This window comes from Rhizobium sp. 25PS6 (assembly GCF_032464655.1).
Classification (GTDB): domain Bacteria; phylum Pseudomonadota; class Alphaproteobacteria; order Rhizobiales; family Rhizobiaceae; genus Rhizobium; species Rhizobium laguerreae.
This window is the reverse complement of the sequence record NZ_JAWDIV010000028.1, coordinates 32,727-55,901: the sequence shown is the minus strand read 5'-3', so window position 1 is coordinate 55,901 and position 23,175 is coordinate 32,727. Positions and strand designations below refer to the sequence as shown.

Below are 23,175 nucleotides of genomic sequence, written 5' to 3'. Positions count from 1 at the left end.
TGGTTGCTTGTTCCCCCGCAGCCCCCAAAGCCACGCCCTCTCTCCATGGCGTTTTCCTTTCGCGGGAAGGCCTTGTCTCTTGATCTGCATCAAGGGCAGATGCGCAGCAGATGGGACAACGGCAGATGAAGTCCGATAGGCCCCATGAACCTCCGCACCGCACCAGATCCCGATACATCAAAAGGCTCAGTGGCGAGCCAGTCAACGCCCGTCGCAACCGGCAGCTTCTCTACGCTCCTCGGAAGAAGGTCTTTCCCAAGCGTGCAGAGGGACGATTCCGTCGGTTCAAGTGGATCGTCATGCTGGTTACGCTCGGCATCTACTATCTCGCGCCATGGATTCGCTGGGATCGCGGTCCTTACGCGCCTGACCAGGCAATCCTCATCGACCTTTCCTCACGGCGCTTCTTCTTTTTCTTCATCGAAATCTGGCCTCAGGAATTTTACTATGTAGCGGGTCTCCTCGTCATGGCAGGCCTCGGCCTGTTTCTCGTCACTTCCGCGGTTGGCCGCGCATGGTGCGGCTACGCTTGTCCGCAGACGGTCTGGGTTGATCTTTTTCTCGTCGTCGAACGTGCACTCGAAGGCGATCGAAACGCGCGAATGAAGCTCGACGCTAGGCCAATGAGCTTTGCCAAGCTGAGGAAGCGTGTCGTCAAGCATTCGATCTGGCTGCTGATAAGCGTAGTCACGGGGGTAGCGTGGATCTTTTATTTTGCCGACGCGCCGTGCCTGCTTGTTTCGCTGTTCACCGGCCACGCTCCTGCAACCGCCTACACGACCGTCGCCATCCTTGCTGCAACCACCTATGTGCTCGGCGGTCTCATGCGAGAGCAGGTGTGCACCTATATGTGCCCTTGGCCACGCATCCAGGGTGCGATGCTCGACGAAAATTCTCTCGTCGTCACCTACAATGCCTGGAGGGGCGAGCAGCGGTCGCGGTACCCCAAGAGCGCTCGAGCCAAGGGCATCCCGGTCGGGGATTGCGTCGATTGCAATGCCTGCGTGGCCGTGTGTCCGATGGGAATTGACATTCGCAACGGGCAGCAGATGGAGTGCATCACATGCGCGCTTTGCATCGACGCCTGCGACGGTCGTATGGAGAAGCGCGGGAAGCCTCGCGGCCTGATCGCCTACGCCACGCTGAGCGAATACTCGAGCAACATGTCGCTTGCCACCAGGGTAGGGCGAACAGCCGTTCAGCCGTCAAGGGTTAGAAACGATGATGGGACTTTCGTTCCGGCGATCCGGCACTTCAACTGGCGCATCATCTTTCGTCCGAGAACCGTGTTTTACGCAATCGCCTGGGCGGCGGTCGGCGTGGCCATGCTCGTCCATCTCACCTTTCGGGAGCGCCTTGAACTCAACGTCGTTCACGACCGAAACCCCCAGTATGTTCTGGAAAGCGACGGCTCGCTGCGGAATGGTTACACGCTTCGTATCCTGAACATGGTGCCGAAGCCCAGGGATGTGAACATAAGCCTGGTCGGGCTGGAGGGGGCGACGATGCGTATTCCCGAGGTAGGCAAGGAAGACGCCCGCAGCTTTACAGTACATGCCGAGCCCGACGCGGCCACGACGCTGAAGATCTTCGTTACGCGCAAGCCTACCGGAGCCGCGACCAATGAATTTCTGTTCGTTATCGAAGATACCGAACATGCCGATCGGGCAACCTACCGCGCGGCGTTCAATGCACCGGGAGACATCAAATGAAGACCTCCGCTCAAGGTTTTACAGGCCTGCACATGCTGCTTTCGACCTCGACATTCTTTGGCGTGGTGATCGCGGTAAACGTCACCATGGCCTTCTATGCCTCTTCCAGCTGGAGCGGTCTGGTCGTGGAAAACACCTATGTCGCCAGTCAGGAGTTCAACCGCAAAGCGGCGGCGATGAAGGCAATGGCCGCTTCCGGCATCGAGGGCAGCCTCTCCATAACGGGGCACGAGATCCGCTACGATATTCACGACAAGAGCGGATCGCCTGCGATCGTCGACGACGTCATTCTGAATTTCAAACGTCCGGTCGGAGACCACGAGGACTTCCTCCTTACGCTCAGGAAGACAGCCGCGGGGCGGTTCGAAGCGGAGCATGATCTCGCCGACGGTGACTGGATCGTCGAGGCCACCTCGCGAAACGGCGGCGTTGTCGTCATGCATGAGGCAAAACGCATCGATACCGCGGAGTCAGGCCAATGAACTGCTGTACCATGGACGCGGAAAGCGTGCTTGCCCTCAGCACGACATCACTCAATGCCGAAGAGGTCCGCCTTGCCAGCCAGCCGCTCGGCGAAGGATTGCGCCAGCTGGACCTGAGCGTTCCCGACGCCCACTGCGGTGGCTGCATTTCGACCATCGAAAGGGCGTTGTTGGCGCTTCCCTTCGTCAAGACAGCACGAGTCAATCTCACGGCCCGAAGGGTGAGCTGCGTCTACCAGGAGGAGATCGAGACGGGCGCAACCGATCCGTCCAAGATCCTGGCAGCGATCAACTCGGCCGGATATCGCGCGCATCTCTTCACGCCCTCAGCTCCCGAGAACGACAAGACCAGAAATCAACTTCTCCTCGCGATCGGCGTGTCCGGTTTTGCGGCCGCCAACATCATGTTGCTCTCGGTATCGGTCTGGTCGGGCGCAGATGCTGCGACGCGCGACATGTTTCATTGGATCTCGGCGATGATAGCAGCGCCCGCGCTGGTTTATGCGGGGCGCTTCTTCTTCAGATCGGCCTGGAATGCGCTGCGGCACTGGCGCACCAACATTGACGTTCCGATTTCGCTCGCCGTGACGCTCTCCTATGGCGTTTCATTGTGGGAGACCGTCCATCACGGCGAGCATGCCTGGTTCGACGCTTCGGTCTCGCTGCTCTTCTTCCTGCTGATCGGCAGAACCCTCGATCATGTCATGCGGGAAAAGGCTCGGGCGGCGATCAACGGACTCGCAAGACTGGCGCCGCGCGGAGCATTACTGATCAATCCGGACGGGTCGCGACGCTACATTGCGGTAGAAGAAATCGCGGCGGGGGATGAAATCTCGATAGCCGCAGGCGAACGGGTTCCCGTCGATGGCATCGTCGTCAGCGGAGAGAGCGACGTGGACCTCTCCATCGTCACCGGCGAGAGCAGCCCGGTCGCCGTCGCCAGCAACAGCGAAGTGAGTTCCGGGGCGATGAATCTGACCGGCTCCCTCGTGCTGCGGGCGACAAGAATTGCCAAGGATTCGCTTCTCTCGGAGATCATCGGCCTCATGGAAGCCGCCGAGGGCGGAAGAGCTCGCTATCGCAGGATCGCCGATCGCGCTGCGACGCTCTATTCTCCGGTCGTGCATCTGCTGGCGCTGGTCTCCTTCCTTGCCTGGGGCCTCCAGGGCGGAGACTGGAAACAGGCCATGCTGGTCGCCGTTGCGGTGCTGATCATTACCTGCCCATGCGCATTGGGTCTTGCCGTACCCGTGGTCCAGATCGTCGCCGCGGGCGAACTTTTCCGGAAGGGCATCATGGTGAAGGACGGCTCAGCACTCGAAAGACTGGCCGAGACCGACACCGTGGCCTTTGACAAGACAGGCACCTTGACGATCGGCAGTTCGCGCCTTGTCAGAGTGGACGCCATGGACGAGAGCGCCACCGTGATCGCTCGTGGATTGGCAGCGCATTCACGGCATCCTCTTTCTCGGGCCCTGGTACGGGATACCGAAACCGACCTCATGGTCTTCGACCTCGTCACGGAAATCCGAGGCGGGGGACTGGAAGCCAGGAATGGAGCAGATGTCTATCGATTGGGCAACGCGGTGTTTGCCTGCGGAACCAGCGTCGTGCCCCGCACCGCCGACAGTCCGTTCTCGGAAGTGGTCCTGTCGAAGAATGGCGTCGATCTTGCCCGCTTCTTCTTCGATGACACGCTTCGTCCAGGTGCCTGCGAGGCCATCGACCGGCTCGATGCAGCCGGCCTTGAAACGCTGATCGTGTCCGGAGACAGGCAGACCGTCGTCGACAATACGGCGCATGTCCTGGGTATCGACAGGGCTTTGGGCTCTCTGACGCCTAAACAGAAGGTCGAGGAATGCCAGAGGCTGAATGGCGAAGGTCGTCGCGTGCTCATGGTTGGCGACGGGATCAACGACGCCCCGGCACTTGCTGCCGCGCATGTCTCGATGGCGCCGGCCACGGCCTCCGATATCGGCAGACAGGCGGCTGATCTGGTTTTCTTCAATGATCGCCTTGACGCTGTTCCGGAAGCGATCGCCGTTGCGCGACGATCCGCCAGCCTCATCCGGCAGAACTTCGCTCTCGCCATCGGTTACAACGTTCTGGCGGTGCCGATCGCCATTGCCGGATTGGCGACGCCGCTGATAGCGGCGGTGGCAATGTCGACTTCTTCGATCATCGTCGTGACGAACGCCCTGCGCCTGAACGCCTTCGGCAAGCGTCGGGATATGCAAATTCGAGGGCGGATCGGCAGGAGTGCGGAGGTCGAAGCCGCATGAACATGTTGATCTATCTCATACCGATCGCGCTACTGATGGGAGGAATGGGACTCCTGGCATTCCTTTGGTCGCTGACGAGCGGCCAGTATGACGACCTTCAAGGCGCCGCCTGGCGGATCCTCGCCGAGGACGAAACCGATCAACGAGAACCCTAAACCTCACAACTGAGACCAAACACGAAAGGAATATGGACAATTGCGACAATCTGCACTGTCGTCGGCTCCGCGACAAATGCACTTTCCTAACCAAGTTCACTGCTCGCCGAAATAACTAAAATTAAGAATATTCTTTTTCGCAATTCAATCGATGATTTGGCAGGCTTTCTTGAAAGCTATTGGCGCCGGGGCGCCCAAGTTGCCCCAAGTGGTTCATGATGCCAAGCACGTGCCAATTTCACGTGAAGGCATCGATCTCCGTGCCTGAGGTCATGATCAGGCATGGACCCGAGAATTAAGTGGAACTTCGTCATGAAACTGTCCGCCAATCTTTTCCTGCGCCAGACCCAGTCCCTGGTGATGACACCGCAACTGATGCAATCCATCCAGTTGCTGCAGATGACTCATTTCGAACTCAACCAGTTCATCGCCCTGGAAGTGGAGAAGAACCCGCTGCTCGAATTTCCGTCGAATGACGGCGAGGCGGGCGGCGAACGCGGCGATGCCGAAGATGGAGAGTATGCTCATCAGCCTGAGGATGCCGGCTCCGACGATGGCTATGACAACCGCGCCGAGGCGCTCTCCAGCGACTGGTATGACAATGGCGGCAGCGCCAGCACCAGTCGGCTGAACGACGAACTCGACGCCAATTACACCAATGTCTTTCCTGATGACGGAGCCCCGCAGCGCCTCGATGCGCCGGAACTCGTCAGCCAGTGGAAGTCGATGCCGGGCAGCGGTGAGGGCGCCGACTACGATCTCGACGATTTCGTCGCCGGTCAGGTGTCGCTGCGCGATCATCTCGCCCAGCAGATCCCCTTCGTCCTGCCTGACATGGCCGACCGGTTGATCGCGCAGAATTTCGTCGACCAGCTCGACGACTGCGGTTATCTGCAGGCCGATATCGTCGAGGCGGGCGAGAGGCTGGGCACGAGCCTCGCACAGGCCGAGCGCGTGCTTGCCACCCTGCAGAGCCTTGATCCGCCAGGTGTTTTCGCCCGTAGCCTCGCCGAATGCCTGGCGATCCAGCTCAGGCAGAAGGACCGGTACGACCCGGCCATGCAGGCTCTGGTCGAAAACCTCGAACTGCTGGCCCGGCGCGATTTTGCCACGCTGAAGCGGCTCTGCGGCGTCGACGAGGAAGATCTTCTCGACATGCTCGGCGAGATCCGTCAGCTCAATCCCAAGCCCGGCAGCGGCTTCGAAGCGGGTGTTTCCGAAGCAATCACGCCGGATGTAGTCGTCAGGCCCGCCTCGGACGGCGGCTGGCTGGTCGAGCTCAATCCGGATACGCTGCCGCGCGTGCTGGTCAACCAGTCCTATTTTTCCCGTGTGACGAAGAACGGCGAGGACCACGCCTTCCTCTCCGATTGCCTGCAGAGCGCCAACTGGCTGACGCGCAGCCTCGACCAGCGGGCAAAAACCATCATGAAGGTGGCAAGCGAAATCGTCCGCCAGCAGGACGCCTTCCTGCTGCACGGCGTCGATTACCTGCGCCCGCTGAACCTGAAAACGGTCGCCGAGGCGATCAAGATGCATGAATCCACCGTCAGCCGCGTCACGTCGAATAAATATATGCTGACGCCGCGCGGCCTCTTCGAACTCAAATATTTCTTCACCGTCTCGATCAGCGCCGTCGCCGGCGGAGACAGCCATTCGGCCGAGGCCGTGCGTCACAAGATCCGTGCGCTGATCCTGCAGGAGAGCCCGGAGGCGGTGCTTTCCGACGACGATATCGTCGACATGCTGAAGAAGGGCGGCGTCGATCTCGCCCGCCGCACCGTAGCGAAATACCGGGAGGCAATGAACATTGCCTCTTCGGTCCAGCGCCGCCGCGAGAAACGGGCGCTCGCCAAGGTCGCCGGCTTCTAACGCTGTCATGCTTCGACCTGGATCGAAGCATCCGGCCCTAAGCGGCGCGACTCTATGAAGCTAGCCGGTGGGTGAGTTTGGATCACGCCCGCGGTGCTTGCGCTGGCCAAGTCCGCCATGTCTATTTTGGGCGTAACCGCCCGATTGGCACCGCCTGCCGCCTGAGATCTTGATGGCCTAAGACACGTGTTTAACGACGTCGTTAGCGACGTGTCTTAGGCGAGGTTGCGATGCGCGTAGAAATTCTTGGGCAAGAACGCCGACGTCGGTGGAGCAACGAGGACAAGCTCGCGATTGTTACGGCGGTTGGGGAAGCTGGAGCCACGATCACCGAGGTAGCTCGTCGTCACGATGTCACACGGCAGCAGATCTACACCTGGCGCAGCGAGTTGAAGAAGAAGGGGCTGCTCTCGACGTCAGGGAATGCGGTGTTCATTCCGGTCGGGCTGAGTGCGGCTCAGGCCGATGTCTCTGAAGGAAGAGAGATCTGCTGCGGAATAATCGTGCTACGATTGAGCTGCGGCCGCACGCTTCGTTTCGAGAGTTCTATGGCTCCCGATGTCCTGACGCAGATTATCCGGGCAGTGGAAGCAGCATGATTGGGCCTGGGACCGGCGTTCGGGTGTATCTTGCGTGCGGGATCACGGACATGCGCAAGGGAGTAGAAGGCCTTGCCGCGCTTGCGCAGGATGTTTTGCGTCAGAAGCCGACTGGCGGCGCGGTCTTCGCCTTTCGCGGCAAGCGTGGCGATCGTTTGAAGCTGCTGTATTTTGATGGCCAGGGCTTCTGCCTGTATTACAAGATCTTGCAGAAGGGGCGGTTTCCTTGGCCTTCGGCATCCGACGGGACTGCCCGGCTGACGTCGGCCCAGCTGGCGATGTTGTGGGAAGGGATCGATTGGCGTCGTCCTGATTGGGGTGCGCCACCGGCCCGTGTCGGGTGATTTTATCTCACTGAAACCACTGGTTTTTATGGAAATTTCTCCTGGCTCGTGGTAGTCAGGATCATGTCTAGCGCGACGACAAATCTTCCGGACGATCCAGCCTTTCTCAAGGCAATGATTGCCGCTTTGCAGGCGGAAAATGCGAAGATGTCGGCCACATTGCAAGCGCATGATCAGTTAATCCAAACGCTGCGGCTGCGCATTGCCAAGCTGAAGAAACAGGTCTTCGGCAAGTCGTCTGAAAAGATTGAGCGTGAAATCGAGCAGTTGGAACTGGCGCTTGAGGATCTGTTGATCGCCGCCGCTGAAGGCAGTACGGCGCCAATCGATGAACCTGATGAGGCGGCGTCTGTTGTTCCCTTGGCGGATACGGCTGAAAAGATCATGCGCCGGCGCCCACGCGTCTCGGACAAGGCGGTTCGCGAGCGCCGAGAGCTCGATCCTGGCTCCTGCTGCCCGGAATGCGGAGGTGAATTGCGTCTTGTCGGTGAGGACGTCAGCGAAATCCTCGACATGATCGCCGCGCAGATGAAAGTCATCAAGGTTGCTCGACTGAAGAAGTCCTGCCGCTGCTGCGAGAAAATGGTGCAGGTGGCAGCGCCCAGCCGCCCGATACCGGGCAGCATGGCCGGCGCTGGCCTCTTGGCGTATATTCTGGTCTCGAAGTTCGACGACCATTTGCCACTGTACCGGCTGAACGAGATCTTCGCCGGCATGGGCGCCGACATTCCCGACAGCCGATGGTTGATTGGTGTGGTCGCGCCATGCAGGTGCTTCAGCCTCTCATCGAGCGGATCGAAACGGCGATTATGGCAAGTGACCTCCTTCATGCCGACGACACCCCGATCCGAGTGCTGGATCGCTCGCTGCGGGATATGGGGTTGGGCAAGGGTGTGAAGAAGGGCAGGATCTGGACGTATGTCCGCGATCAGCGTCCATGGGCAGGCAGTTCCCCGCCCGGTGCAGTCTACTATTTTGCTCCTGACTGGAAAGAAGAGCACGTCCACCGCCACCTCAAGCAATCAAGCGGCATCCTTCAGGCTGACGGCTACAAAGGATATGGCAAGCTATACGCGCCTGGAGAAAAGGGAACATCTCGCTTTAAGGAGGCCGCCTGCTGGGCTCATTGGCGACGAGACTTCCACGACATCTGGACATCAAACAAGTCGGAGACTAGGAGGCGCGCTGAAGACCGACCGCGATGTCATCAAGGGCCGTTAGTCATATGGCACCGCGGCGCGGACTGCCGCTGGCCGCATCAATGGCCCGAGCATGCGAGGTACCTGCGCGATGAGTCTGGCAACCAGCGGCCGGCGCAAGGGCATCAAGCGCGCGTTGGAGCACGAGGACGAGGTGCTGGCGCACTGCAAGGCGAAGGGTTGATTTCAGCCGCTTTGCACTGTCCTCGTCTACCAACTGGAAAGCGGCGATTCAGAACCTGCATTCGACAATGACGTTTTCGAAGTTAACGATCGCGTCTGTCCGCGCCCTGTCCCTGCGATGAAGGCTGCATGTTGAAGTCGACGATGTGCCGAGGTTATCAGGGCGGTGGAACAGGCGATCGTCGCTAGCGATCACCCGGCTACCAAGTCGAAGCATCCCCGGGCCGATGGCCAGATCAAGCGACTTCGCCGCCGCCTCCATTCGGGCGTCGCCTGTGGCGCTGTTTAGTCGTTCTCTATCACAAGATCGCGAATGGCTGCAGGATACATCTGTTCGTGGATGTTTTGTGCATGTGCCAAGGCGCTCTCGTAGTCAACGTGAAGGTGGACGCGCGACATCGCGCCATTAAGCTCGGTCACCACGACCCTTGATCCGATGGCGACCGCGCGCGTGCCTGCCGATGCGACAAGGCGCATCGCAAAATCGATGTCGGTTATGATGCAAAGGCAAGGCCTGCCGTCCACTTCAAAGAATATTGAGCTAATGTCGTGTTGATCAAGAAGCACAAGGAGAGTGTCGCATTCTGCGTCACTCGCGACAGCTAATACTGCTGCGTCGCGTGCTACTGTCACGGAACCGGAGTATCCGTGGCCTGTGATGATCGTGCCCGTCTCCGCTCCGTCACTAGTCAGTGCTTTGCAAACTATGGCGACTGCGTGCTTTTTAGCATAATCCACTGCCCTATGGTGCAGCACCTTTGCGCCTTGCCGCGACATCTGCGCAATCGTCCAATACCCAATCTTCGGGATTAATCGTGCCCCTGGTACAAGATGAGGATCTGCGGTGTAGACGCCCTTAACATCTGAATATATTTCGCAAGCTTGCTCTCCTAACATAGCTGCGATCACGACGGCTGTCAGGTCGGAGCTGTTTCTGCCGAGAAACGTTAGTCTGCCCAATTGATCAATTGCCTGACCACCCGTGGCAATGACAATGTCATGCTCCTGAAGTGCAGCCCTGATTGGCTGAGGATCGACGCTTTCTACTGAAGCCCGACCGAAGTCTGAATTTGTGCGTATCCCTAGGACATAGCCGTTCAACGACGTCACGGGAATCCCAAGGCGACTGACCGCAGCTTCCAACATGCAGGCACTTAGCATCTCGCCCGTGGCAAGTGCCGCATCGAGATTCGATGGTGATGCTTCCCTGTTGACGCCAAGCATGGTTGCTTTCAGCTTGTCGGTTATACCATACATTGCGCTGACCACGGCGATAATCTTGGTTCCGCCTGCAGCCCGCAGCTTAGCTAAATGCTGAGCAACTCGAGCGTAGTCACAAGGATCTCGAAAACTCGAACCGCCGAATTTGACAATAGTCGTCTTCATGTTTCATCCATCAAGTTATTGGCGATCACAAGCTGTGCGATGAGGAGTGCGTTGAGTGCGGCTCCGACCTGAACGTTGTCGGCTACAACCCACATCCACAGCCCGCGCGGATTCTCTGGATTAACTCGGACCCGACCGACGTGAACATATGCAGGGTCTCCCAGAAAGCGCGGCGTTGGATATCCGTCGCGAATTTCGTCAGCATAAAGTCGAACACCTGGTTCATTTGCCAGGAGCTCATGGACCTGTTCTAGTCGAACATGATCGTCGAACTCGACGTATACCGCCTCGGAATGACACGTCTTTACCGGCACTCTAACGCAGGTGGCGGTTAACTGCAGACGAGGCATACCGAAGATCTTCCGTGACTCTTGAACCAGCTTGCGTTCCTCGAGAGCCACGCCTTCGCTGGAAATCTCTCCGATCTGCGGTATGACATTGAATGCAAGAGAGACAGGGAAGCTCTCCGCAGCGGGCCGCGTGCTCCCCTTGAGCCAGGCTTCGGCACCGTCTTCTAGCTCGTTAATCCCGCGCCGGCCAACTCCTGAGGCGGCTTGATAAGTAGTCAAAAGAACCTGGTTAACGCCGAACGTCGCTATCAACGGTCGTAGTGCCCGAACCAGCTGTATCGTGGAGCAATTTGGATTTGCTACTATTCCAGACGGTGGACGAACCGTAAGTGAACAGGCGTTAACTTGTGGTACGATGAGGGGTACGTCAGGCCTCATTCGAAAAGCATTCGAGTTATCAATCACCAAGGCTCCTTGGGATGCGAACCGAGGTCCCCATACGGCGCTTACGTCGCCGCCTGCAGAGAAGAATGCAATGTCGGTTTTGGTATCATCGATATTGCGAATGTCGCGTAGTGCCTCAACTAAGTATGTTTGGTCTCGAAACTTGAGTTGACGCGCACCCGAACTGGAGGCGAACAGCCTCAGTCGATCGACCGCAATCTCGCTTTTTTCCAATAACTTGATCAGGGCCGTTCCAACCACCCCGGTTGCTCCAACGACAGAGATATCTAATGCTCTCATGAGGATCCTCATTTAGAAGCTCGTGGTTGGATCTTGTTTTCAAATCCGAAGCCCGCTTCGGCCGCCCAAGGATGTAACGGGAAGGCTGTCGTCGCGGCTAAATGCACAGTTCAATGCCTCCTCTCTTCAGATCGTTCGACTTTCGACCTGGTGTTTCCTGTGATCATTGCCTCCGAATGGAAGACTGGATGCCCAGAAAGAGCTTCGCATCGCATGGCTGGATTTGCTTGCATGCTAAGTTGCCATGCCGCCTTCTCCACGTCTTGAACCGATGCAATTGTCCCGCACTGTGAATAGCGCCGGCGGCTTCTATCGCTCCGAATGGAATCAAGATCCGTGCACCGCACGATGATCAACGGCGACATGAGTCTGGCAGTTCTTGGGACAGACGCGCGCACACGCTCCGCAGCCGATACAGCGGCCGGGATAATCAATGACCATGATCACGCGACTGAGCTCACCATTAAAGTCGTCCTCGCCATCACAGACACCGAGCATTTCGCCTGCCTCGTCGATGCCGTAGGGATGCATGACCTCGCGAGAGCAGACCTTGAAGCAGCGACCGCAGCCGATGCACATCGCAGGGTTGATCGAATCTAAATATTCCGGCATCCATCGGGATCCGTCGCGAGCCACGAATGCGCTTGTCATAGATTCCTCCGATTTAACGAGTTCTGTCGATGATAAATGTTTCCGCCGAAGGCCCGCCGATTGCCCGCCGACACGCGTTGCGTGTCGCGTCGTAGATGACAAAGAATCCGGCCGATTCTAACTCCGCATTCAGTCCCTTCACATCTTGCGTGGGCTCTTCTCAAAGCGCCCACCTGCCGTTTCGGCCGCTGTTGATAGAATCTGCCATTGAAGAGCGAGAGGCGACGAATTGATCTCATTTTGCGATTCCCGCGCGTCGGTTGGGTCAAGTCGGCCAAGTGTTCGGAGGGCGGTTAGCCTGAATGATGTTCGCGAGGTCAAAGATCATGTCGCGGGTTCCCCGGTATAATATTGTAAGCTTGTGCTGGCTGCCGACGCGGTCGAACATGGGCAAACCAACCCGCATCAGCGGAACGCCGAGACGCTTGGCAGCTTCTCGGCCGTGCGAGTGTGTGACGATAAGATCGGCCGTTGCGCCGAGACTTTCCAGATCACCGAGATCGCCGACTTTGACGGTCTTCGCCGGTACCATCTCGAGTGCTTTCGAAGTGCCGGTCGTGGTGACCGCGGCCGCAATTTCCGCACCCATGGCGGTAAAAAAATCGGAGAACTGGAAGAGTTGATCCGGCTCGGAGGCGATTGCGATCTTCTTGCCTGCCATATGGGAATGTCCGTCGAGCATGGCATCCTGCAGCTGCATTCGGTTGCGGCGGACATTGAGCGGTGTCTGTTTTCGCGACACAGCGGCAAGCACGCGAATAAAGCGATCGACGTTCTCTAGACCCGTCAGCGATCTAAACAGCACGTACGGCACGCCGGTTAATCTCTGCAGCGCTTCAGCCGATCGCCGCATATGCTCACCGATTGCAATGCACTGCATGGTCGTACCGAGATCGCGGATCTCCTCCACTTTCGTGCCGCCATACGTTGCCGGCATCCATTGTTCGGGGACGGAGCCGTCGAGTGCTCCGGATACGTCGGGCAGAATAACCGGGTCGAGCCCGAAGCTTACGGCCGTCTCGCGCAAATGTTCAATATCAGCTACTGTTAAGTTGCAGCCAGGCAAGATCGCGACCTTCCCCGGATCACGATACTGCTTGTCAGGTCGCGTTATTGCCTCGATCATGGCGGTAACAGCTTTGGACCAACCCTCCTCTATGGCGCCGTCAAAGTCCGGCGTTTTGGCGACGACCACTTCGGTCCCCATAAGTTCTATCGCCCGCCTGCGCTTGATGTTTTCGACATCACCGGCGGCATCCTCGTCGCGGGCCTCTACCGATGCGGTCGTGCATATTCCGATTAGTCGTGGCCTCGTGCGGGCTTTGAGGCTGAGAATTGCCTCTTCGAGACGATCTGCGCCGCCGACGATTGTCGCGGCTTCGTTCATAGCCGTCGTTTGCAGCGGGATCGCTTCATTGAAATGCCTCACGAGTAGTGCGAGCGCGAAGCTCGTACATCCCTGGCTGCCATGGAGCAGAGGTATTGCGCCGTCAACGCCCAGAAAGGCGAAGGCAGCACCAAGCGGCTGCGACGACTTCAGGGGGTTGACCGCCGCCGACTTGGTTTGAGATACGACGCGTGCCATAGTACGACCTCAACATTCTTTGCGAGTCATCTCGCGGTTTTGGTTCGACGCGCTTACGCTTCTCTTTTCGCTCGCTTTTCAACGACCAAGCCCGGCTCCCATGGCGCCGGCTCGCGCACCTGCGGCCAAATCGGATTGTGAATTGCCAGGTCAATTTGTCGGGCAAGTTGCACCATTCCCTCATAGCCAGCGTAAGCGTGATGACGCTCCTGGTTGATGTCGAGCCAGGGCAGTTTTGCCTTTAGCGCTATATACTGGGTGCGTCCGCCCGACAGCATGATGTCGGCCTTTCTCTCGAGTAGAAGCGAGAAAAGCTCGCGCGGCGACATCGTCTCGAACAGGAGGTTCTCCTCCTTCAGGGTCTGTTTCACTCGCTCCCTATCTTCGAGCGTCGATTTCTTGACTGATGTGCCGACGATCTCCATGCCGATCTCCATCAGGGCATGGACGACCGACCAGGATTTCACGCCGCCTGTATTTAGAAGTACGCGCTTGCCCTCAAGGCGAGGTCGGTACGCTTCTAGCCTCTTCCACACCTTTTCCTCTTCCTTCGCTACAAGGATTTCCGTGCGCTGCAAAAGCGAGGGGTCAGCACCCTTCATTACAAGCAGATCGGCGATCCGCCGGAGCGCCTCCGAGGTGCCGGAAATGCCATAGAAGGAGCCCTCGAAAAATGGAATGTCCCACCGCTCCTGCATCTTACGTGCTAACGAAACGAACGCTGTCGAACACACCGTCATCGCTGCGCGTGAGCGGTGGGCGGAGGCGACTTGCAGATATCGCGCGTCTCCGGGAATACAGGCGCGGACGCGGATGCCGAGCTTATCCAAGAGCGGCTTCACCTGCCAGAACTCACCAGAGAGGTTAAATTCGCCGAGTATGTTGATGTCGCAAAGGCCTGGCTCATTGGGCTCCACAGTACCTATGACATGCTTGAGCAGCGCCTCGCCCGCTAGCTTGTTGCCGAGGTTTTTAGATCCGACAAAACCTGGCGCATTGACCGGCACCACCGGCAAGGCAAATTCGTCTGTCGCTCGCTTGCAAATAACGTCGATGTCGTCACCGATCATCGCTGTAACGCAGGTTGAATAGACAAAGATTGCCGCGGGCGCATACCCATCCTTGATTTCCCGGATCGCTTTAAAGAGCTTCCGTTCACTGTGGCCCATTACGATGTCGATTTCCGTAAGATCAGTCGTGAAGCTCGTGCGCCAAAGTGTTGGACCTGACGAGGCAGCGCCACGGTTGTCCCAGGAATTTCCCTCGCAGGCGAGCGGTGCGTGAATCAGATGTGCGACATCGGTGATCGGCTGCAGTGCGACCTTGGCGCCGTCGAAAGCGCAACCGCCGACGGCCGTTCCCGGGGCCATTGGCCTCGCGCAATTCCTTCGGCGCCCCTTCGGACCCTTGCTGCCGCCCCTTTCACTCGCGAGCTCGTGGAAGGCGTCTTTGATTTTGGCGTTGAGCGAGGACATTCGTCTGCCTTCAAATCTGGTGGAGAGAAAGGCCGCCTGACCCCGTTCTTAGCGAGTGAGGTCATACGAATAGTCTGTCACACCCGCGTGCATTGTTTCGCGATCGAGGGTGTCGAAGATCTTGTCCAGGATCGTCGTTAAAAGACGCAGTCCGCCCTGGTAACCCATGAGGGGGAATCGATGATGATGGTGCCGATCGAAAATTGGAAACATCAGCCGAACCAATGGGGTGCCGGTGTCCCGCTCGAGATACTTCCCGTAAGAATTGCCAATCAGAAGATCCACCGGCTCGGTGAAAAGCAGCGAGCGCAGTGCCCAGAGGTCCTTGCCTGGCCAAACCTGTGCATTCTTCCCGAAGGGCGAGGATGCGAGGAGTTCCTTCATCTCGTTCTCCCAAGCTGAGGTGCCGTTTGTGGCGAGGCAGTGGATTGGTTCGCCGCCGGTCTCCATGATGAAGCGCGCCATCCCAAAAACGAAATCTGGATCACCGTAAATCGCGTATTTTTTTCCATACAGCCAAGCTTGGCTGTCCGCCATCGCGTCAATGAGTCGCCCGCGCTCCAGGCGGATCGTCTCGGGAATTTCTCTCCTGGAAATCACAGATATCGCCATCAGGAGTTCGTCGGTAGCTTCGACGCCGAGAGGGTAGCGGAAGGAGGTCGTCGCTTGTCCAACGTCTCTGCAGTAATCTAACGTCTTGCGAGTGTTGTAATATTGCAGGGACAACGTCCCCTCCGCGTTCAACGCCGCCTTCACGTCATTGATTTTGGTCCCCCCGTCATACATCCTAAAGTTGCCATCGGAGGGGGTATCGAACTGATCTGATGCGTCCTGGATGAAGATGTAATTCACTTGCATCAAATTGAGCAGGCGTTTTAATTCGCGATTGTTCCCAACGCAGAAGCCATCAAATCCAGGAATGATGTTGATAGAAGCGGTCGCTTCACTTCGCGCGGTGCCCCTCCAGAAATTCTCCAGCACACCTTTTACCATGCTGTCGTAGCCATCGACATGGCTGCCGACAAAGGCTGGTGTGTGGGCGAAGGGGACATCGAAATCGCGCGGGACCGAACCTTCGCTTTTGGCATTTTCGATGAAACCATGCAGGTCATCTCCGATGACCTCTGCCATGCATGTGGTCGACACCGCGATCATCTTCGGGTTATAAAGCTTGTATGTGTTGGCGAGACCGTCGACCATATTTTTCAGGCCGCCAAATACAGCCGCGTCTTCTGTCATCGATGACGAGACCACCGATGACGGTTCCTTGAAATGGCGTGATAGGTGCGATCTGTAGTAGGCAACGCAACCTTGGCTGCCATGGACGAATGACATCGTTCGCTCGAATCCCGCCGCTGCGAAAACCGCGCCGAGTGGCTGACAGGCTTTGGCTGGATTGACGACAAGGGCTTGGCGGGCCAAGTTTTTCTCTCGGTATTCCCAGGTCTTCGTGAATTCGCGCTGCTCTGACACGACCTGATCCGGGTGTGGGCGTTCGAATTTCAGCTTTTTCTCGGCTAACATTTGCCTATATTCCGGCTCGCAGAACAAAGGCGCATGGTCGAGAGCTTTCTCGGCTGATTGCGGCATAGGGTCACCTCTTTCGATCTGGCTGCGACATGGAGGAGGTACAGAGACCTTCGATCCGGGTAAGGCCTCCGCGGTTTCTTCGAGAAATTCTAGGTTCTCATGCTAGGGCCACTCCCGCCAAAGCGCGGTCATTCTTCCAGGGCGCATGGTAAAGACCCCAAACGGGATTGTTGATGGCCATGTCCATGTCCCGGGCGAAAATCGAGAAACCGTCATAACCGTGATACGGACCAGAATAGTCCCACGAGTGCATCTGACGGAACGGAATGCCCATTTTCTGCACCGGGTATTTTTCCTTAATGCCCGACCCGACGAGATCCGGCCGAATTCCCTCAATGAATTTCTCTAGTTCATAGCTAGTCACGTCGTCGTAGATCAGCGTACCTTCCTTTACGTAGTGGCTGGTGCGCTGATAGTCGTCGCCGTGACCAAATTCGTAGCCGGTTCCTACGATTTCCATTCCGAGGTCCTCATAGGCGGTAATGACGTGACGAGGACGCAGTCCGCCGATGTAGAGCATCACCCGTTTGCCAAAGAGGCGCGGCCAATACTTGTCGACCACAGCCGAGACGAAGGGTCGGTATTTGGCGATGACTTTTTCGGTTCTATCTTCGATCTCCGGACCGAAATGCTTGGCTATGTTGCGCAGCGAGGCTTCGATCTGGAATGGGCCAAAGAAATTATACTCCATCCATGGAATGCCATATTTTTCCTCCATGTGCCTGGAGATGTAATTCATCGACCGATAGCAGTGAATGAGGTTGAGCGTAGCTCGAGGCGCGCGCTCCACTTCGGCGAGAGTTGCATCTCCCGACCAATTGCCGACCACGCGCAGTCCGATCTCTTCGAGCAGGATGCGCGATGCCCATGCATCGCCGCCAATGTTATAGTCGCCTATGACATTTACGTCGTAGGGACCCGCCTCGAATTTAAAGTCTTTCTTGTCGAAGACCCAATCTCGAATTGCATCGTTCGCGATGTGGTGGCCAAGCGATTGCGACACACCACGGAAGCCTTCGCAGCGCACCGGCACGACGGTCGTCGTGTGTTCTTTGGCCTTTTTTCGCGCCACCGCCTCAATGTCATCGCCAATCAGACCGATCGGACATTCGGACTGCAGGCTGATGCCATTGCTTAACGGGAAAAGTTCAGCAATCTCGTCGATGACCTTTTCCAGTTTCTTGTCACCGCCAAAAACGATGTCCTTCTCCTGGAAATCGGAGGTAAATTGCATGGTCACGAAAGTGTCGATGCCTGTCAGACCGACGTAATAGTTGCGACGTTGCGACCAGGAATATTGACCACAGCCCACAGGCCCGTGTGAAATGTGAACCATATCCTTGATCGGTCCCCAGACAACGCCCTTTGAACCGGCATAGGCGCATCCTCGGATCGTCATCACGCCAGGAACAGACTTGATGTTCGACTTTACCTCGCACTCGCTAATTGCGTTTGGGTCCTCGCCGGCGCCCTTTTCGCTCATTGCCACGCTAAGATGTTTACTACGGCGCTTCGCTGCTTTGCCCGGATATTGCGACAGCACGTCTGATATAAGCTTCGCATGGAAGTCACTGTCATTGTCGTATTTGAGGCTCATTGAACCTACCCCTTACAAATTCCGGATGAAAACCTCCCTCGCGGGATGGCGGGCGCTTTGCCTGTCGCTGCGCGCTCGTGTCAGTGTGATCACGGGGCAGCTATCAACCTGGCATCCCTGGCTTGAAGTTCGGCAAGCATCTGCTCATCGGTTTTCATGATCCCGAAATCGAGAAGCATGTCCTCAAGTTCTTCCATAGTGATGGGGGTCGGGACGGTGCCTTTGCCAGAATTGTCATGTATTCTTTGGGCAAGTGTGCGGTACTCGGCCGCTTGCTGAGAGTCCGGCGCATATTGGATCACCGTCATCTTTCTAAGTTCGGCATGTTGGACAATGTTGTCGCGTGGTACGAAGTGGATGAGCTTGGAATTGAGTTTGGCAGCCAGCGCTTCGGCGAGGTCGAGTTCGCGGTCGGTCTGACGCTCGTTACAAATGAGGCCACCCAGGCGCACGCTGCCGCCTGCAGCATATTTCAGGATGCCCCTGGCGATATTGTTGGCGGCATAAAGCGCCATCATTTCGCCGGACATGACGATGTAGATTTCCTGAGCTTTGTTTTCACGGATCGGCATCGCGAAGCCGCCGCACACAACGTCACCGAGCACGTCATAAGACACGTAGTCGACATCGTTGTAGGCGCCGTTCTCTTCGAGAAAGTTGATCGACGTGATAACGCCGCGTCCCGCGCAGCCGACGCCTGGCTCCGGGCCGCCAGACTCCACGCATTTGATACCTTTATAGCCTACCTTGAGCACGTCTTCGAGTTCAAGATCTTCAACCGAACCCCTCGTTGCTGCGAGATCAAGAACCGTATCCTGGGCCTTCGAGTTCAAGATCAGGCGCGTAGAGTCCGCCTTAGGGTCACAGCCAACGATGAGGATCTTCTGTCCATGGTCCACGAGGGCGGCTAGCGTGTTTTGGGACGTAGTGGACTTGCCAATTCCGCCCTTTCCATAGAATGCAATTTGACGCAGAGCTGCCATGTGTGGCGTTCCTTCGTGTGTTCGAGGCGATGCGGTTATCCCGCAACGCGGATGCGGAGGTGGTCCCGCTGCCTCGCAATAGCTCTCAAGATTCGTGCCAAGCGGTCCGATTGAGCTGACGAACAATAATTCGCCGCGATTCCAGCTATGTGGGCGCAAAATACGGGATTGAGAACAAGAACGCTTGTCACGTAACCGACAAAGGTGATGACAATGTCGAAATAGATTGTCACCCTCTGAGGGCCAATGAATGGTGGCCGTTTGTGCAATATCTGACCAACCGGCAGGATGTCTCATTTATCCATGCGTAGCTTCTAGGACTTTGTAGAGCAGCCATCACCAGACCGGCCGTAACAAATTCTGATCACTTGCCGCAAAGCGCTGTCTCCGGCGATGAAAAGCGCCATGCCGCGTCTGGTGCCTGCATAGGGTTAACGTCCTACTCTGCTGTCCATTATGATAGTGGCAGTGATGTCAACGAAGCTCTCGCCCCCGCACACACGGTCAGCAATCATGACCCTTAGACGACGAAGAAGGCGCCACTTGTGACAACACGTCGTACGGCATGGTCCAAGTTACCTAATAGCTGCTTCTTCAAGGGCACCCGCCCGGCGTAGATCGTTCAGAAAGCTCCGCTTTTCAGTAGCGTCCCATCCTTCGCCAACTTCAGAACAAATGATCTGCTCGTAATTTTCGAGGCCTTCGCCGAGTACCATTTCTCGCGTCAGGGATCTAAGTTGGCAAATTCCAAATGGCCTATTTAGTGGGGTACGTCATGAGTTACGGCATTGTCGCTCCTTTGTCGGTTACGTGACAGGCATTTTTGTTCTCAATCCCGTATTTTGCGCCCACATAGCTGGAATCGCGGCGAATTATTGTTCGTCAGCTCAATCGGCCCGCTTGGCACGAATCTTGAGAGCTATTGCGAGGCAGCGGAACGGCCTCCGCATCCGCGTTGCGGGATAACCGCATTGGTTTGAACACGTTAAGGAGTACCAGGCATGCCCGACTTAAAGGTAGGAGAGACCGCCACGAACCCACTCCAGATCGTTGATTGAGGGTGCTAGGGTGATGCCGCTAGCGACGAACCAAAAAGGAGCAAGATATTGACCCTTACAGAAGCTGTCCAGCCGTGTCGGGTTCAGAGAACCTGTGTTCGCAATGCAATACGAAACCAGAGGTTGACCGGTCCCAAATTACCGCATCCCAAACTCAAACAGCGACGAAGGACACAAAAATATGGCCCTTGAAGTTTCATTCCTATTTGGTGGTATCTCAACAGAGTATGACGGATCCATTACTTCCTTAATAAATGTCATCTCCTCCTATTTAGCTCTCAGCGATGAAAAGCGACCATTCGCTGTGAAACATCTGTATCACATTAGCCGAAACGATGGTCTTGTCCGCACAATCCCATTCTGCAGTGTGCTTACAATCGAGAAGCTTCAGGCCTATCTTTCCGACACTAGCACTCTCCCTGGAGATACACTGCTTACCACCTTTGATTCGATCAAATCTCGCGATGAATACGTCGTGAATTTGTTGCACGGACAGTTCGGAGAGGACGGAGGCGTCCAGACGCTCGCGGCGCTTGCAGGTCTAAGAGGCACTTTCGGCGACCCACACGTCGCGTCGTTGACGATGAATAAATACGCAATGTCGGCCTTCGTATCCTCGGTATTGCCCGCTGAACTCGTAAGAGTGCCAGAGACAACACTCGTAACACCGGCAAACGTTGCCGATTCATTAGAAATCGTGAAGTCATTGAGGCACTCGATCGTAGTGAAGCCGAATTCACTTGGTTCATCACTATTTGCCAAGTTATTCCATGAGCCTTCCAATTCGAAGACGGAGATTGAGGCCCTTCTTCACACGATATTTGCCCACGATAAGGCAGCGCTTATTCAAGAGTTCATTCCCGGTGACGAGTATACATGTGGCTGTATAATAGGATCGCGTATGATCACAACACTTCCGATCGTAAAACTCGAAGCGGATATGCAATTTTGTGGGCGCGACCAAAAATACTCTAGCAGAATCGCCAAGAAAAAAGTAATAAGCGACAATAGTGATATTTTCTTCAGGCTACAGTCAATAGCACAAAAGATCGCTTCTTCACTCGATTTTTACAATATGGTGCGATTCGATTTCAGAGTTTGCAAGGAATCGAATATTTGGTTCTTGGAATGCAATTACATTCCCGGGCTAGCTGAAGGTAGCTCATTCGAAAAAATGCTTCACCGTCATGGCATGACAGTCATAGACCTAATAGCGCGCGTCATGGCAGACTCAAATCCTTATCGAAAGCCTGGCCATTATATCGAATACGAGCGTGTTAATGAGTCTTGAACAGGGGAGGCTCGGCGTCGCCAGACGATCGAGGACCTTCTCACCCTCGAGGTGGAGAGGCCTTGGCAGGCCTCCAATACCTACGCTGACGCAGCAACAGCACTTTGAAAGCGGTCGCGATATGAACCACATGGAATTCCTCGCGCAGACCCCGTCCGTAGATGCGCCGACGCTTTGGTCATTCGTGAAGATGCACGGGTTGGAAAACTATTTCGTGATTGTCGATCGGCGTGAGGTCGCAAAGCCGTTTGACGTCGAGGACATCGTCAGGATTTGCAGTACAAACGTCGGAGCTGGCGGCGAACAACTGCTCACGATCGAACGACCCTCCGACGAGGGACGAAAGGCAGGCGCTTACGCGCAGATGAGAATCTTCAACATCGACGGCAAGGAAGTCGGTGCGTGTGGGAATGCTACGCGCTGCGTGGCTTACTTGTTGCTTGAAGAGACGGAGACTGAGGAAGTCCTGATCGAGACCAAGTCCGGGGTGCTGCAATGCTGCGGAGCAGGTCTTCGGCAGATCAGCGTTAAATTGGGGCCGATTAGCCTGGACTGGCAGCAAATCCCGTTGAGCCGCGAAATCGATACCCGTCATGTCCTTTTGACAAGCGGACCTCTTTCCAATGGGGTCGCGCTGAACATTGGCAATCCGCATGCTGTGTTCTTCGTCGATCAACTCGTCGTCGACGACATCCCGACCTATGCCCCGGTCGTGCAGAACGATCCGCTTTTCCCGGAAGGCGTCAACGTTGGCGTGGCCCAGATCGTCGACTCGCAAACCATACGCCTCGCCGTGTGGGAGCGTCCCGGCATTCTCACCAAAGCATGCGGGACCGGGGCTTGCGTTGCCGTCTATGCTGCGAAGATGCGAGGTCTCGTGAATTCTCCCAAGGTCACGGTACACCTTCCCGCGGGCGAACTTCAGATCGAGCTTGTCGAAAACAACATGGTGATCATGACCGGTCCTGTCGCTTTCTGCTGCCACGGTTTCATTGAAGGAGGAAATCCCAGCACTCCTGTGCTGGCATTGGCATGAGCTGATGGGCCGTTCTCCAACCATAAAAGGGGAATGCGATGACTATCATAATAATCAGCGCGATTCTTTGTATCGCGGTCCGCCCCGATGACATCCCAAAAACGTGAAGCGATGCGGAAGATCGTTGTAGCAGTGCAATAGGGACCGCCATCAGAACCAAGGAATGATAAGGCAATGAAGGTAACTGCATCGTATCCCCACGGTGACGGCCGTCTTGTGATGTGAAGCCGAACATTGGAAGTCCTGGTGGTAGCACTGGGAGTAGTCCTATGACGAAGCAGCATATTGAGGTGATCACGTCGGTCGAGCGTCGACGCGTTGTCTCGGATGTGGCGCGCTCGGCCGGGATTCATGTCAGTCAGCTATTCCGGTGGCGCAAAGAGCTCTGCCAAATGTCAGCGCCGTCCCTGCCGCCATTTGTCCCGATTGAGGTCGTGACGGCATTGCCACCACCCGATCCCGTGGAACCGGCACCACGGGCGCGCAAGAAGACAAGTATCGTGACGATCGAGCTTGGCCGCGGCCGGCGCATCCGAGTGGACAGCGATGTTGATACTGAGGCGCTCGGGCGGATCTTGGATGTTGTGGAGCGGCGATGATCCCGGTTCCGAACGGTGTGAAGGTGTGGCTGGCGACGGGCTATACGGACATGCGGCGGGGA

General features: G+C 56.6%; 17 protein-coding genes and 2 pseudogenes. 11 read left to right on the top strand and 8 right to left on the bottom strand.

Annotated elements, in window-relative coordinates; translation table 11 throughout:
• Window positions 1–144: 144 nt before the first annotated feature.
• The 8 genes and pseudogenes from ccoG to tnpC all read left to right on the top strand — a co-directional run.
• Window positions 145–1,712, top strand: a pseudogene (gene ccoG / locus RWK44_RS30975) (cytochrome c oxidase accessory protein CcoG).
• A complete protein-coding gene (locus RWK44_RS30970) occupies window positions 1,709–2,194 on the top strand; it encodes a FixH family protein (RefSeq protein ID WP_127431693.1) in 486 nt (161 codons plus the stop codon). The pseudogene ccoG and the gene RWK44_RS30970 overlap by 4 nt, the downstream one beginning before the upstream one ends.
• Entirely contained in the window at window positions 2,191–4,476 is a 2,286-nt protein-coding gene (locus RWK44_RS30965) for a cation-translocating P-type ATPase (RefSeq protein WP_127431692.1), read from the top strand. The genes RWK44_RS30970 and RWK44_RS30965 overlap by 4 nt, the downstream gene beginning before the upstream one ends.
• Window positions 4,473–4,631 (top strand): cbb3-type cytochrome oxidase assembly protein CcoS, encoded by a 159-nt coding sequence (gene ccoS, locus RWK44_RS30960; protein ID WP_127431691.1) that lies wholly within the window; start codon window positions 4,473–4,475, stop codon window positions 4,629–4,631. Before RWK44_RS30965 ends, ccoS begins: the two co-directional genes overlap by 4 nt.
• Before the next feature lie 312 nt (window positions 4,632–4,943).
• Entirely contained in the window at window positions 4,944–6,503 is a 1,560-nt protein-coding gene (rpoN, locus tag RWK44_RS30955) for an RNA polymerase factor sigma-54 (RefSeq protein ID WP_127431725.1), read from the top strand.
• Between the two features lie 230 nt (window positions 6,504–6,733).
• The gene (gene tnpA / locus RWK44_RS30950) at window positions 6,734–7,102 is read left to right on the top strand and encodes an IS66-like element accessory protein TnpA (protein ID WP_127431690.1); all 369 of its coding nucleotides are present in this window, start codon (window positions 6,734–6,736) and stop codon (window positions 7,100–7,102) included.
• Window positions 7,099–7,446, top strand: coding sequence for an IS66 family insertion sequence element accessory protein TnpB (gene tnpB, locus RWK44_RS30945; RefSeq protein ID WP_003554417.1), 348 nt, complete (start codon window positions 7,099–7,101; stop codon window positions 7,444–7,446). The genes tnpA and tnpB overlap by 4 nt, the downstream gene beginning before the upstream one ends.
• Before the next feature lie 63 nt (window positions 7,447–7,509).
• Window positions 7,510–8,642: pseudogene (gene tnpC / locus RWK44_RS30940) on the top strand (IS66 family transposase); the annotation flags it as partial.
• A gap of 471 nt (window positions 8,643–9,113) precedes the next feature.
• Here the strand turns inward: tnpC and RWK44_RS30935 are convergent.
• From RWK44_RS30935 to nifH, 8 genes are all read right to left on the bottom strand, one after another.
• The gene (locus RWK44_RS30935) at window positions 9,114–10,214 is read right to left on the bottom strand and encodes an aspartate kinase (RefSeq protein WP_127431689.1); all 1,101 of its coding nucleotides are present in this window, start codon (window positions 10,212–10,214) and stop codon (window positions 9,114–9,116) included.
• Window positions 10,211–11,248, bottom strand: a complete 1,038-nt coding sequence (locus RWK44_RS30930) for an aspartate-semialdehyde dehydrogenase (RefSeq protein ID WP_127431688.1) — start codon at window positions 11,246–11,248, stop codon at window positions 10,211–10,213. The genes RWK44_RS30935 and RWK44_RS30930 overlap by 4 nt, the downstream gene beginning before the upstream one ends.
• Before the next feature lie 327 nt (window positions 11,249–11,575).
• Entirely contained in the window at window positions 11,576–11,899 is a 324-nt protein-coding gene (gene fdxB / locus RWK44_RS30925) for a ferredoxin III, nif-specific (RefSeq protein ID WP_131702669.1), read from the bottom strand.
• A gap of 265 nt (window positions 11,900–12,164) precedes the next feature.
• Complete coding sequence (gene nifN / locus RWK44_RS30920) at window positions 12,165–13,484, bottom strand: nitrogenase iron-molybdenum cofactor biosynthesis protein NifN (RefSeq protein WP_127431686.1); 1,320 nt, start codon at window positions 13,482–13,484, stop codon at window positions 12,165–12,167.
• A 53-nt stretch (window positions 13,485–13,537) separates the two neighbouring features.
• Entirely contained in the window at window positions 13,538–14,959 is a 1,422-nt protein-coding gene (nifE, locus tag RWK44_RS30915; RefSeq protein ID WP_127431685.1) for a nitrogenase iron-molybdenum cofactor biosynthesis protein NifE, read from the bottom strand.
• Between the two features lie 48 nt (window positions 14,960–15,007).
• The gene (nifK, locus tag RWK44_RS30910; protein ID WP_127431684.1) at window positions 15,008–16,549 is read right to left on the bottom strand and encodes a nitrogenase molybdenum-iron protein subunit beta; all 1,542 of its coding nucleotides are present in this window, start codon (window positions 16,547–16,549) and stop codon (window positions 15,008–15,010) included.
• Between the two features lie 97 nt (window positions 16,550–16,646).
• Window positions 16,647–18,146: a nitrogenase molybdenum-iron protein alpha chain gene (nifD, locus tag RWK44_RS30905; RefSeq protein WP_127431683.1), complete on the bottom strand. Its 1,500-nt coding sequence runs from the start codon at window positions 18,144–18,146 to the stop codon at window positions 16,647–16,649.
• Window positions 18,147–18,235: 89 nt separating this feature from the next.
• Window positions 18,236–19,129 (bottom strand): nitrogenase iron protein, encoded by an 894-nt coding sequence (nifH, locus tag RWK44_RS30900; protein ID WP_127431682.1) that lies wholly within the window; start codon window positions 19,127–19,129, stop codon window positions 18,236–18,238.
• A 1,239-nt stretch (window positions 19,130–20,368) separates the two neighbouring features.
• Between nifH and RWK44_RS30895 the strand changes: the two genes are divergently transcribed.
• The 3 genes from RWK44_RS30895 to RWK44_RS30885 all read left to right on the top strand — a co-directional run bounded on the left by RWK44_RS30895 (window position 20,369) and on the right by RWK44_RS30885 (window position 23,113).
• On the top strand, window positions 20,369–21,478 hold the full coding sequence (locus RWK44_RS30895) for a D-alanine--D-alanine ligase family protein (RefSeq protein WP_127431681.1): 1,110 nt from the start codon (window positions 20,369–20,371) through the stop codon (window positions 21,476–21,478).
• A gap of 121 nt (window positions 21,479–21,599) precedes the next feature.
• The gene (gene dapF, locus RWK44_RS30890; RefSeq protein ID WP_127431677.1) at window positions 21,600–22,514 is read left to right on the top strand and encodes a diaminopimelate epimerase; all 915 of its coding nucleotides are present in this window, start codon (window positions 21,600–21,602) and stop codon (window positions 22,512–22,514) included.
• A gap of 269 nt (window positions 22,515–22,783) precedes the next feature.
• On the top strand, window positions 22,784–23,113 hold the full coding sequence (locus RWK44_RS30885; protein ID WP_127431680.1) for a transposase: 330 nt from the start codon (window positions 22,784–22,786) through the stop codon (window positions 23,111–23,113).
• The last annotated feature ends 62 nt before the right edge of the window (window positions 23,114–23,175 follow it).

Excerpts from the sequence above, each read along its gene's own strand:
- RWK44_RS30970 (WP_127431693.1), top strand. The coding sequence starts at position 1,709 with ATGAAGACCTCCGCTCAAGGTTTTACAGGCCTGCACATGCTGCTTTCG.
- RWK44_RS30965 (WP_127431692.1), top strand. The coding sequence starts at position 2,191 with ATGAACTGCTGTACCATGGACGCGGAAAGCGTGCTTGCCCTCAGCACG.
- ccoS (WP_127431691.1), top strand. The coding sequence starts at position 4,473 with ATGAACATGTTGATCTATCTCATACCGATCGCGCTACTGATGGGAGGA.
- rpoN (WP_127431725.1), top strand. The coding sequence starts at position 4,944 with ATGAAACTGTCCGCCAATCTTTTCCTGCGCCAGACCCAGTCCCTGGTG.
- tnpA (WP_127431690.1), top strand. The coding sequence starts at position 6,734 with ATGCGCGTAGAAATTCTTGGGCAAGAACGCCGACGTCGGTGGAGCAAC.
- tnpB (WP_003554417.1), top strand. The coding sequence starts at position 7,099 with ATGATTGGGCCTGGGACCGGCGTTCGGGTGTATCTTGCGTGCGGGATC.
- RWK44_RS30935 (WP_127431689.1), bottom strand. The coding sequence starts at position 10,214 with ATGAAGACGACTATTGTCAAATTCGGCGGTTCGAGTTTTCGAGATCCT.
- RWK44_RS30930 (WP_127431688.1), bottom strand. The coding sequence starts at position 11,248 with ATGAGAGCATTAGATATCTCTGTCGTTGGAGCAACCGGGGTGGTTGGA.
- fdxB (WP_131702669.1), bottom strand. The coding sequence starts at position 11,899 with ATGACAAGCGCATTCGTGGCTCGCGACGGATCCCGATGGATGCCGGAA.
- nifN (WP_127431686.1), bottom strand. The coding sequence starts at position 13,484 with ATGGCACGCGTCGTATCTCAAACCAAGTCGGCGGCGGTCAACCCCCTG.
- nifE (WP_127431685.1), bottom strand. The coding sequence starts at position 14,959 with ATGTCCTCGCTCAACGCCAAAATCAAAGACGCCTTCCACGAGCTCGCG.
- nifK (WP_127431684.1), bottom strand. The coding sequence starts at position 16,549 with ATGCCGCAATCAGCCGAGAAAGCTCTCGACCATGCGCCTTTGTTCTGC.
- nifD (WP_127431683.1), bottom strand. The coding sequence starts at position 18,146 with ATGAGCCTCAAATACGACAATGACAGTGACTTCCATGCGAAGCTTATA.
- nifH (WP_127431682.1), bottom strand. The coding sequence starts at position 19,129 with ATGGCAGCTCTGCGTCAAATTGCATTCTATGGAAAGGGCGGAATTGGC.
- RWK44_RS30895 (WP_127431681.1), top strand. The coding sequence starts at position 20,369 with ATGGCCCTTGAAGTTTCATTCCTATTTGGTGGTATCTCAACAGAGTAT.
- dapF (WP_127431677.1), top strand. The coding sequence starts at position 21,600 with ATGAACCACATGGAATTCCTCGCGCAGACCCCGTCCGTAGATGCGCCG.
- RWK44_RS30885 (WP_127431680.1), top strand. The coding sequence starts at position 22,784 with ATGACGAAGCAGCATATTGAGGTGATCACGTCGGTCGAGCGTCGACGC.